The following is an 11,468-nucleotide window of genomic DNA, read 5'->3' as shown; positions in this document are numbered from 1 at the left end:
GCTTCGCTTAGAGCGAGTCCTCGATAGCGTTAGCGTTAGCGAAGCGGTAGCGAGGACTCGAGCGTCAGCGGTAGCGAGGTACGAGCGTCAGCGTAAAGCCTACGGCACAGCTTCGCTTAGAGCGACGCAGGAGCGTCGCGTCATTACGAATTACGAATTACGAATTATTTAATCAGTTCCCAATCCCTTACTCCTCGTCTGGTTCTAAATCGCTGTCTTCTAGTGTATGGTGCGGGATGGCGGCGATGATGGCGTCTATGACTTTGGAGACTGGTAAAATTTCGATGTTGAGGTCGGGGAATTTTTGACCTTTGGGAACGATCGCTCGTTTAAATCCGAGTTTGGCTGCTTCTTTTAAGCGTAGTTCCATTTGGGAGACTGAGCGGACTTGTCCACCTAAGCCGACTTCGCCAATTAATACTGTACCTGGGTCAACGATGCGATCGCGGAAACTGGCAACGACGGCGATGGCGATTCCTAAATCTACTGCTGGTTCGCCGACGTTCAACCCACCCGCAGAGGCGACGTAGGAGTCTAGTTTGGACATGGGGATGCCGACGCGTTTTTCGAGAACGGCGAGAATTTGCACTAAGCGGTTATAATCTATACCTGTGCCTGCACGACGAGGTGAGGGGTAACTGGTGGGACTGACGAGGGCTTGCAGTTCTACAACGATGGGGCGAGTGCCTTCGCAAGCGACTACAATGGCTGTGCCTGGTGCTGGGTCGTCACGGTTGCCTAAGAAGAGTTCGCTGGGATTAGGTACTTCCCGCAATCCGTTTGTCACCATTTCAAAGATGCCGATTTCATGGGTTGCACCAAAGCGGTTTTTTACTGTCCGTAATAACCGATGGGAAGCAAAGCGATCCCCTTCAAAATACAACACAGTGTCAACTAAGTGTTCTAAGACTTTCGGCCCGGCGATCGCTCCTTCTTTGGTGACGTGTCCGACGATTAACATGGTAATGTCTTCGTGCTTTGCTACTTTCATCAGAGCCGCTGTACATTCGCGTACCTGGGCTACAGAACCTGGTGCAGAGGTCAAAGCCGGAAAAAATACGGTTTGGATACTGTCAATCACCGCTAAATTCGGTCTGAGAGAATCGATTTCGCGCAGAATCTCTTCTAAATCTGTTTCTGGTAACACGTATAAATCTGCACCTACCCTCTCAGGATCAATAGCAACGGGAGTGTCTTCGGCTACAGCAACATTTTCATCACTAACGATATTGAGGTCTTTAGATACTCCTAAGCGAGAAGCTCTTAATTTGATTTGTTGTCCTGATTCTTCCCCGGAAATGTAAAGGATGCGGTATTTTTGTGCTAGCTGGTTCGATACTTGCAATAGTAATGTTGATTTCCCAATTCCCGGATCGCCACCAATTAGCACCATTGAACCCGGAACCACACCGCCACCCAGCACCCGATCTAATTCTCCATAGCCAGATTCCCATCGTGTGACTTGGCGATCGCTAATTTGGTCAAATGTCAAAGACGCGCGTGGTTTAGCTGGTTTAGCCGTTGATTTGCCATTGTTCTGACTGGCGTGCCAACTACTTACTCCCCCCCGACTAGGAACATCCACCGCAGATTGGATCGCTATTTGCTCTTCTAGGGAGTTGTAAGTGCCACAGGCTGCACACCGACCAAACCACTGAGAAGATTCTGATCCACATTCATTGCAAACAAAAAAGGTTTTTGGCTTTGGCATTCTTAATTCTTATTCAATAATCTTAATTTTTTTTTAATTCTTGCTAAAAAGTAAAATCCAATAGTAGTAGTAGATAGAGCTTTTTCAAATGAATTCATGGAATGATATCTTAATATTATGGTATTAAAAATTAATCATGAGAAATTTTAGTTAAGGAGCGTTGAAAAACTTGGAAAGTCATAAAGAAAAAATCCTGGTGGTAGACGACGAAGCCAGCATTCGCCGGATTTTGGAAACGCGCCTTTCCATGATTGGCTACGATGTAGTAACGGCTGGCGACGGAGAAGAAGCTTTAGAAACATTTCGCAAAGCTGATCCTGACCTGGTAGTTTTGGATGTAATGATGCCAAAGCTAGATGGCTACGGTGTATGTCAAGAATTGCGAAAGGAATCAGATGTGCCCATTATTATGCTAACAGCCTTGGGTGATGTAGCCGATCGCATCACCGGGTTAGAATTGGGTGCTGATGACTACGTAGTTAAACCATTCTCCCCCAAAGAACTAGAAGCTCGCATTCGCTCAGTATTACGGCGAGTAGATAAAACCAGTGCTTCTGGTATTCCCAGTTCCGGGGTGATTCATGTTGGTAATATCAAAATCGATACAAATAAGCGGCAAGTTTACAAAGGCGATGAGCGTATCCGTTTGACTGGCATGGAGTTTAGCTTGCTAGAGTTGTTAGTCAGTCGGTCTGGAGAAGCCTTTTCCCGTTCAGAAATCTTACAAGAAGTCTGGGGTTATACACCAGAACGCCATGTAGACACCCGCGTGGTAGATGTGCATATCTCCCGGTTGCGGGCAAAATTGGAAGACGACCCCAGCAACCCAGAATTGATACTCACAGCACGAGGTACTGGTTATCTGTTTCAACGGATAATTGAGCCAGGGGAGGAGTGAAGGAGATGAGGGGGATGAGGGAGCAGGGGGAGCAGGGGGAGCAGGGGGAGCAGGGGGAGAAATAATAAATGCTTATCTTCAATTCCCAATGACCAATTCCCAATGACCAATGAAAAAACCTGATCCTAATCGAGTTCTGCGGCGTCTACCTCTTGTTGTCGGCGGGTTGGGCGCTGTGCTTTTGCTAATTAATCGTTTATTAACGCCAGAACTCACGGAATCTCAGGCGCGAGGGGATGTGCTGGGTGTGATTTTGAGTGCGGTGTTGATTTTAACGGGTTTGATTTGGCAACAAGTACAGCCACGATCGCCTGATACTGTAGAACTAATTGGAGAGGAAGGTTTTATCCTGGCTGAAGATTTACCAGAAGCCGTGAAGACAGAACTCGCCTGGGCATCCCATCTGTTATTGACTAATACGGTAACGCGATCGCTTGTAGTTTTCTATCAAGGTAAAGTTTTGTTGCGTCGCGGCATTCTGAGTAATAAATCTGAAGTTGTACCGGGAGTGATTTTAAAACGAGTATTAGAAACACAAAAGCCAGTTTATTTAGTTGCTTTAAATGTATATCCGGGAAAGATTGAGTTTGATTATTTGCCTGAGAATACTCAAGGTGTAATTTGTCAACCCATAAGCAATCAAGGTGTGCTGATTTTAGGAGCAAATGCACCTCGCAGTTACACTAAACAAGATGAAAATTGGATTGGAGGAATTGCAGACAAATTAGCTGTAACTCTTAATTCCCACTTGCTAGCTGAATCGGAAATTTAAAATCTTATGCAAATTATTTACTGGCTGTTGATTGCCTTGATGATTTTAGGTATCATCGGTGCTGTAGTTCCTGCTCTACCTGGTAGCAGTTTAATTTTAATTGCCATCATTATTTGGGGAGTTGTCAGTAATTCTTTTGCAGCGATTCAGATACCTTTAATTGTGACAATTATTGTCTTAATGCTAAGTGTGGGGGTGGATATTTTAGCTGGCTACTTGGGAGCAAAACAAGCCGGTGCTAGCAAGTGGGGGCAAATTGGGGCAATTATTGGTTTAATTGTGGGGTTTTTAGGATTATTACCAGCTTTGCCTTTTGGCGGGCCTTTGTTAGGAATATTGTTAGGGCCGCTTTTAGGAGCAATTATTGGTGAATTTCTTTATCGGCGTGAACTAGGGTTAGCGATTAAAGCAGGGATAGGAATTGTTGTTGGTAGTTTGATAGGAAATTTGATTCAGGGGTTGTTGGCGATCGCCGCAGTGATAGTATTTTTAGTAACAACTTGGTCGCAGGTATTTGGTGGTTAAAAAACTTTGCCCACCAGATGCAAATAACCTTTTCTACTCAGCCGAAGTCTTGACTATAAACGTCGCATTCCCTTGGAAATATAAGCCAATAAAAATACAGCTATTCCCATGCCACCCCAGTGCCAATTAGTTATGGTTAACATGGCAATAGCAAAAATCAGCGAACCGAGTATACTTAACTTTAATTGTTTCGACATATTTACTATATCTATTAACAAAAATTTTGAGTGTTTGATAATTTTTAACTCAAAAAGCCATTAAGAAATATTGCGATATCTAGTCATCTTATTGAACCTTGAGATGATAAAAGCAGTTAACTGATAACTGTTAACTGAATTAGTGGAGAAGTAATATTATGAATCTCAAGATGGTTCTGCTTTCAGGAGTGTTGACTGCATTAGTTGGTTCAGTCATTGGGTTAGCGAGTGCAAGAATCGGTCAGCGTGACTTTTATCAACTGAGATTTGAGAGCCAGTATTATCAAGACCTCCACAGTAAGTATGCATTGTTTGGTGCTGGTATTGGGTTTGCAGTAGGAATTGCCCAAGAATGTGTGCGTGAATTAAAAACCCAACAAAAAGACTAAAATAATTCGTAATTCGTAATTCCTCATACTATTCTTGTTAAAGATGCTATGCATAGGGGTATGCTTAGCACAAGTTTCCCATTCCCCATTCCCCTAATCCCCACTGAGCTTCGCTAACGTGGGGGCCCCGAGTTCACCATTCCCCAATCAAATTTCACAAGTAATTAGCCTATTAAAAAAGTAATTGGTCATCTTGGAACCGAAGGGAGAATTCCACCAGCGGGAGGGATGACAACCTAGAGGTGCGTTGAGTGTGTAGTCGAGTTCATCGCATTTTAGCCACTTATTATTTAACCGCCATCCTGTGAGTTTTCCTAACTTTTCAATCACGCTATTATCTTGAGCGATAGTAGTTTCGATACTGCCTCCGACTTGTTGGTAGATTTGGGCTTGGACGCTAAAGCCAAATCTCCCTTGACTGTAAGTTGTCCAGAGTTTATCGATGACTTGAAGTTGGTTACAGGGAAATCTGCGGACATCTTCAGGTGCGATCGCTTCTAAATCTACTGCACCTGTTATATCTAGAATTACCCGAATTGTTTCTTGATCTGCTTGTTGAAAATCACCAGCAGCAAGTAGTTCTTGCAAGCGTTGAAATTTATACACGTCTGCAATCAATAATAAATTCGTTTCGATTTGCGTAACTCTCTCAGGTAAAGTCAGAAGTTGCGTCAAATGCTCAACTTTTGCTTCTAATTCTGTAATTTTGCTTTGTAGCTGTGTGTAATCTTCAGTCATAATAATTCGTAATTCGCAATTAAGATACACTCAAAAGAACAAGTGACAGATAAATTAACCATGAAAAAAGAATGATTCAATTAAGAGAATGATTACCACCAAAAACAAAATGTGGTTCATCCAATCGTCAAAATTCCAATTGCGAAATAGTTGTTTGAGTTTATTGGTATTCATGTTCTCAGTAATCAACTAATAAGTAAGTTTGTAGTCAGCACTTTAATGCTGACTACAAACTGTTTATTTTCACTCGTTTTGTGTGGAAATATTCAAATTTGGTGCGGTATTATCTATTTGAGAGGTAATAGTGACGGGTGCGGTTTCTGGTTGGCTAGCTGGTTGGGGCTTTTTGGGTTTATCGCCTTTACCTGGGGTGAGAAATTGTTGCTCAATGTTCTTAATCACTACATACAAGACGGGAACTAAGAACAAACTCAAAACAGTTGAGATTAAATAACCTCCAAATAAAGCGGTTCCCAATGACCAACGACTCATCGCACCTGCACCTTTGGCGATAACTAAAGGCCAAAATCCCACCAAACCGGCAAATGCAGTCATCAAAATTGGTCGCAGACGTTCTTCGGCGGCGCGGATGGCAGCTTGGGTAATACTCATGCCCAGTTCATGGGATTGGTTGGCGAATTCTACAATTAGAATGGCGTTTTTACTCGCCAAACCAATCAACATTACCAAAGCAACTTGAGCATAAATATTATTGTTGACAACTGGATAAACACCACCTGCTTGCAAGATGTTAGCGCGAAATGCGATCGCACCCAAAGCACCGAGTATTGCTAAGGGGACGGTAAGCATGATAATTGTCGGGTCGATGTAGCTTTCGTACTGTGCAGCCAAGACGAGAAATACCATCACGAAGGCTAAACCAAAGATAATTGGTGCGGCACCAGCAGAAGAACGTTCTTGGAAGGCGGTTCCTGTCCAGGCGTAACCAAATCCTGGTTGCAGGGTTTGGGCGGCGACTTCTTCCATCGCTACCATTGCTTGTCCAGTACTAAATCCTGGTGCAGGGGATGCTTGAATTTTGATGGCGGGGTAAATGTTGTAGTGGGTGATAATTGGCGGGTAATTGGTGCGTTCGAGTTTGACAATGGTACCTAGAGAAACCATCTGATTGTCACGAGAACGAACGTACAAACGGCTGATATCATCGGGTGTAGTACGGAATTCACCCTCGGCTTGGGCGTAGACACGGTAGAGTTGTCCGCCTAGTACGTATTGGTTGACGTAACGCGCACCAAGGTACGTTTGCATTGTGCTAAAGATATCGTTGATGGCGATATTTTGGGCTTTGGCTTGGTTGCGATCGATGGCAATTTGCATCATTGGCGTACCAGATGTAAACTGCGTGAATACCCCTGCTAATTCTGGACGTTGACGAGCTGAATTGATAAATTTTTGGGAGTTATCAATTAAGGTTTCCATGGGTAAGGCAGCTTTGTTTTGGATGAAGAATTCCAAACCGCCTGCACTTCCCAAACCATCAACGGGGGGTGCATTCACCGCAATTAGTCGCGCCCCGGTGATTTTTGTTGCTAGTTCTTTGTTAATTGCACCTGTAACGCCAAATACCGATTCTCCAGCTTTGCTGCGTTCTTCCCAATGCTTCAATTTGACGAACAAGATGGCTTTATTACTGGCGTTTCCTTCAAATCCAAATCCGGCTATGCCATTGACATGTTCGACTTCGGGGAATTTCCGCACGATTTGCTGGACGTTCTCGACAATCTCGGTTGTGTAGTTTAAAGATACTCCCGGTGGCCCCTCAGCGATGATAAAAAAGTAACCTTGGTCTTCTTCAGGAATAAACCCTTGTGGTGTGACTGCATAAATCCAAGCCGATGCTAGTAAGCCAGCGATGAAAACGGGAACCACAATCAAGCGAACTTTAATGAGAAAGGTAACTACGCTGGTATAGCCATCTTTCATCCAATCAAAAAACCGATTGAACCATCTAAATAATACTGCGATCGGGCCGTGAGCTTCGCGGGTGGGACGCATGAGTAAAGCGCCCATCGCCGGAGAGAATGAAAGCGCGTTGAATGTGGAAATTAAAATCGAAAATGCAATAATCAGCGCGAATTGTTTGTAAACAATACCTGTCGTCCCTGGAAAGAATGACACGGGAATAAATACCGCCATCAATACCAGCGATGTAGCGATGACTGCCGATGTCAATTCACCCATGGAATCTAACGCTGCTTGTAAGGGTTTCATCCCTTGTCCCAGTTTCAGGGCGATTGCTTCCACTACAATAATCCCGTCATCTACCACCAACCCTGTTGCCAAAATTACCCCAAATAATGTCAACTGGTTGAGTGTAAAGCCAAAGGCAAACGCAAACGCCATCGTCCCGATCAAAGATACAGGAATAGCGATCGCCGGAATAATCGTGGTTCGCCAGTCCTGTAAAAATATAAAAATGACGAGAAACACGAGTAAGACTGCTTCTAGTAGTGTTTTGAATGCTTCATCCAGCGATGCAGCTACGAATTCGGTGTTATCAAGTGCCACAGTGGCTTTAATTCCAGGGGGAAAACTCTTCGATAATTCAGCCATCCTCGCTTTCACCAGAGCGGCAGTATTCCACGCATTCGTCCCCGGTAGCTGATACACCAACAACGCCACAGCCGGGGAGTTATCAAAAATATTGGTTGTACTGTAATCTTGTGCCCCGACTTCCGCTCGTCCGACATCCCGCACCCGAATTAATGTCCCATCCTGTCCCACCTTCACTACCACATCTTCGGCTTCCTGCGGCGTGCTAAAACGTCCCACCGCCCGCAACGCGATTTCAAATTGTTGTGTCGATGGTGTTGGTTGCTGTCCGATACGTCCCGCCCCCACCTGGATATTCTGTTCACTGATAGCGCTAACAACATCTTGCGCTGTCACACCCCGCGCCGCTAGCGATGATGGATTTAGCCAAATGCGCATCGCATATTTCCGTTCACCAATAATGCGGGCGCTGCCTACCCCTTCGATGCGTTTGATTTCATCTAAGATAAAGCGGTCTACGTAATTGCTTAAGAAAACATTGTCATAGAGAAACTTGTCATTTTTGTCTTTTTCCGAGGCGATCGCATAAGCAATGGTAATAGTTGGCGATTGCTTTTGCGTAATAACACCAGTTTGATTTACCTCTACAGGCAACTGTGATGCCGCTACCGCCACGTTGTTTTGTACCAATACCTGAGCGACGTTCCGATCCATATCTGTTGGAAACGATACATTAATTGCTGTGTCTCCGTTATTCGTCGTTTGTGACGACATATACACAACTTTTTCCGTACCATTAATTTGACGTTCCAGCACCGTCGTCACATTCTCTTCAGCAGTTTTCGCATCCGTTCCCAAGTAATTCGCACTCACCGTCACTTGTTTGAGTGCTAGTTGCGGTAACTTATCCAGGGGAAGTAACGGAATACAAATCCCACCGACAAGGATAATCAATATCGTACAGACTGTCGTCAGAACTGGTCTTGTAATGAAAGTCCGAGAGATACTCATGGGGAATGGGGAGTAGGGAGTGGGGAGTGGGGAGTGGGGAGTGGGGGGATGAAGGGGATGAGGGGGATGAGGGGGATAAAATAACTACTTAATTCCCTACTCCCTACTCCCTACTCCCCACTCCCTACTTCACCGAAATGATGTCGCTATCTGCGGGTTGGATGGGGGCGCCGTTGGTTAAACTCTGAATTCCAGATACAATCAAGTTTTCTCCAGCTTCTAATCCTGAAATTAACTGGTAATTCTGTCCTTGCATTACACCTAATTTCACTGGTTTTTGTCGCGCTACTAGCCCGGATTTGCCATCTTTGGTTTCTGCTTCGGCCACAAACACGAAATCTTGGGTACCGACGGTGGAAACTGCTATGGTGGGAACTAGTAAGCCTTGATTTTGATTCCAGACGATGCGGGCGCGAACAAATTGCCCGTCGCGTAATTTGCGATCGCCGTTGGGAAACCGAGCTTTTGTCAGAATTGCTTGATCGCCAGTATTAACTTGTGGTGCAATAAAATTAATGCGACCACCACGAGATATTTGCTTACCCGTGTTGGGGTCAACTAATACTACTCTCAAACCACGACGCAATTGACCGGAAAGGTTTGTAGGGACTTGGATACGCAAATCTAATTCATCGTTTTGAATGATGCTCGTCAGTGATTCACCTAAGTTAACAAAATCACCAACACGGATGGGGACATCATCAACAACACCGCTAACTGGTGCAACAACGCGGTTATAATTCAAATCTTCGACTTGCAGTGCTGTTTCAGCTTGGGCGCGGCGGAGTTGCGACTCATTTTGTTTTACCGTTGCTTGTGCGCCTTGCAATTCTGATTTTGCTTGTTCTAGGGCGCTTTGTGCAGCTGCGAGTGACTGCTTAGCTGCCTCTAAGGCGGCGATCGCACTGTCACGTTGACTACGACGTTCGTCTAAAGTTTGCTTTGGAGAAGCGCCTTGTGTAACCAATTCTTCTGCACGTTTGTAATTAATTTCTGCAAGTTTAACATCAGCAGTCCGGCTGATAATATCTGCTTGAAAACGCTTAATATCTGATGTCCGTTGCTTAATCTCCGCCTGGGAGGCGAATACTTGTGCTGTGGCACTTTCTAAAGTTGCTTTTTGTGAACCCACCGAAGCAATAGCAGCATCTACCGATGCTCGGTTTCGTTCTGGACGCAATTGGATGATTGGTGTCCCACTTTGTACAAAATTTCCTTGGGCTACCATTACTTTGATCACACGGCCGCTAATTTGCGGGCGCAAAATTACACGCTGCTTGGCTTCCAGCCTTCCCAAAAACTCCGTACTTTGTTCTACAAACGATGTTTCTACGCGTTGCAACTTTACCGCCGCAGGTGGTGGCCCACTTGCTTTTGCAGAAGTTGATTGCTGTTTCGCACCGCAACCACCAATCAACACCGATGCCAGGAGTGCGACACTCCACAAACAGTAGTTAGGTGAATACTTATAATTGCACATACCCAGACACAATTTACTTAAGATGTAGCGGGTTTCGGAGCAATAGACATAAACAGGACTTTTTTACTACTTGATCACATATGTTGCGTGAGTCCTGAGTACAACGTCTTACATCTTATAGAAATGTGTATAAATTCTGAAAATCAATGTAATAAAAATAAACATTTACAAAGAAAGAGAACGGTGCTTGTGGTTCAGTTGAAAAACCAAAACTGTGTGAGCAGAGCCCAATGTATGGCATGATTAGCAGATTGTTGGCAAAATGCGATAAATACATCGAATGACTCGATTTATCCACGACCAGTTCGCAAAGGATTATCTTGAAGAATTACTCAAACCATATGGAGAAGTTCAAGCTCCAAGCCGTGTAGCTGGGGAAGTTCGAGAAATTGATGTATTATTTTCGCCTTTTACTGAACCAAATAATTTAGAAACTCTAGGATTGCTAGGAAGATTTGCAGAATTACCTGCCATATTTGAGCCGTTTCGTAATGCTGTATCCAAAGAAGAGATTTGTGATTGTCTATTGAAATTGTTAGAGGTAAGAGGAGCATTACAAAGGGAAGCAAAGCGAAATAAAACCACTGTTACAGAGTCAGCTATCCCTAAACTGTGGATTCTTACACCAACTGCATCTACACCATTATTAGCAGGATTTAGCACAATCCAAAAGTTAGATTGGTTGCCAGGAATACATTTTCTGGGAGAAACTCTCAGATCAGCGATCATAGCAATCCATCAGTTACCTTGTATCCCAGAAACCTTATGGTTAAGAATACTCGGTCGAGGAACAGTACAACAGCAAGCAATTGATGAGTTAGAAGCGCTACCATCAAATCATCCATTTCAAAGAGCAACGCTAGAATTACTGTACAATCTCCAGCAAAACTTGGTAATGTCTCAAACTGGAGAATCAGATGATAGGGAGTTGGTTATGAGATTAGCACCGCTTTATCAGCAAGATAGAGAACTGGCTAGACAGGAAGGACAAGTTGAGGGAATTAAACAAGGAGAACAACGGGAAGCTTTTCGCTTCTTGAGTCGTCAACTAAATCGCCGTTTTGGCGAAATTAATGCTTCGCTAATTGAGCGAATTCAAGGATTATCTACTGAGCAATTAGAGGTATTAGGAGAAGCATTTTTAGATTTTTCATCAGTTACAGATTTAGAAGCTTGGTTAAATAATTCGTAATGACGCGACGCTCCTGCGTCGCTAACGCTTCGCTATCGAGG

The 11,468-nt window shown here is 44.2% G+C and carries 10 protein-coding genes; 5 read left to right on the top strand and 5 right to left on the bottom strand.

The features are described from left to right. Positions 1–187: 187 nt before the first annotated feature. Positions 188–1,711: a DNA repair protein RadA gene (gene radA / locus AC5JMF_RS23755; protein WP_495798169.1), complete on the bottom strand. Its 1,524-nt coding sequence runs from the start codon at positions 1,709–1,711 to the stop codon at positions 188–190. A gap of 169 nt (positions 1,712–1,880) precedes the next feature. On the opposite strand from radA, the gene rpaB reads away from it, so the two are divergent. From rpaB to AC5JMF_RS23740, 3 genes are all read left to right on the top strand, one after another. Continuing rightward, positions 1,881–2,609: a response regulator transcription factor RpaB gene (gene rpaB / locus AC5JMF_RS23750; protein WP_495798168.1), complete on the top strand. Its 729-nt coding sequence runs from the start codon at positions 1,881–1,883 to the stop codon at positions 2,607–2,609. 109 nt (positions 2,610–2,718) lie between these two features. Further along, on the top strand, positions 2,719–3,381 hold the full coding sequence (locus AC5JMF_RS23745; protein WP_495798167.1) for a cofactor assembly of complex C subunit B: 663 nt from the start codon (positions 2,719–2,721) through the stop codon (positions 3,379–3,381). Positions 3,382–3,387: 6 nt separating this feature from the next. Next, positions 3,388–3,906: a DUF456 domain-containing protein gene (locus AC5JMF_RS23740; protein WP_495798166.1), complete on the top strand. Its 519-nt coding sequence runs from the start codon at positions 3,388–3,390 to the stop codon at positions 3,904–3,906. 53 nt (positions 3,907–3,959) lie between these two features. Here the strand turns inward: AC5JMF_RS23740 and AC5JMF_RS23735 are convergent, their stop codons facing one another. Continuing rightward, complete coding sequence (locus AC5JMF_RS23735; protein ID WP_495798165.1) at positions 3,960–4,103, bottom strand: hypothetical protein; 144 nt, start codon at positions 4,101–4,103, stop codon at positions 3,960–3,962. Between the two features lie 158 nt (positions 4,104–4,261). Between AC5JMF_RS23735 and AC5JMF_RS23730 the strand changes: the two genes are divergently transcribed. Continuing rightward, entirely contained in the window at positions 4,262–4,492 is a 231-nt protein-coding gene (locus tag AC5JMF_RS23730) for a hypothetical protein (RefSeq protein WP_495798164.1), read from the top strand. 147 nt (positions 4,493–4,639) lie between these two features. Here AC5JMF_RS23730 and AC5JMF_RS23725 read toward each other — a convergent pair whose 3' ends face one another. From AC5JMF_RS23725 to AC5JMF_RS23715, 3 genes are all read right to left on the bottom strand, one after another. After that, positions 4,640–5,230: a GUN4 domain-containing protein gene (locus AC5JMF_RS23725; protein WP_495798163.1), complete on the bottom strand. Its 591-nt coding sequence runs from the start codon at positions 5,228–5,230 to the stop codon at positions 4,640–4,642. 243 nt (positions 5,231–5,473) lie between these two features. Next, the gene (locus AC5JMF_RS23720; RefSeq protein ID WP_495798162.1) at positions 5,474–8,755 is read right to left on the bottom strand and encodes an efflux RND transporter permease subunit; all 3,282 of its coding nucleotides are present in this window, start codon (positions 8,753–8,755) and stop codon (positions 5,474–5,476) included. Between the two features lie 124 nt (positions 8,756–8,879). Beyond that, entirely contained in the window at positions 8,880–10,235 is a 1,356-nt protein-coding gene (locus AC5JMF_RS23715; RefSeq protein WP_495798161.1) for an efflux RND transporter periplasmic adaptor subunit, read from the bottom strand. 280 nt (positions 10,236–10,515) lie between these two features. Here AC5JMF_RS23715 and AC5JMF_RS23710 point away from each other — a divergent pair, with 280 nt between their 5' ends. Next, a complete protein-coding gene (locus tag AC5JMF_RS23710; RefSeq protein ID WP_495798160.1) occupies positions 10,516–11,427 on the top strand; it encodes a DUF4351 domain-containing protein in 912 nt (303 codons plus the stop codon). The last annotated feature ends 41 nt before the right edge of the window (positions 11,428–11,468 follow it).

Source organism: Desmonostoc vinosum (assembly GCF_059505385.1).
Note: the sequence above shows the minus strand (reverse complement) of the source record. Positions and strands in the feature narration are given on the sequence as shown.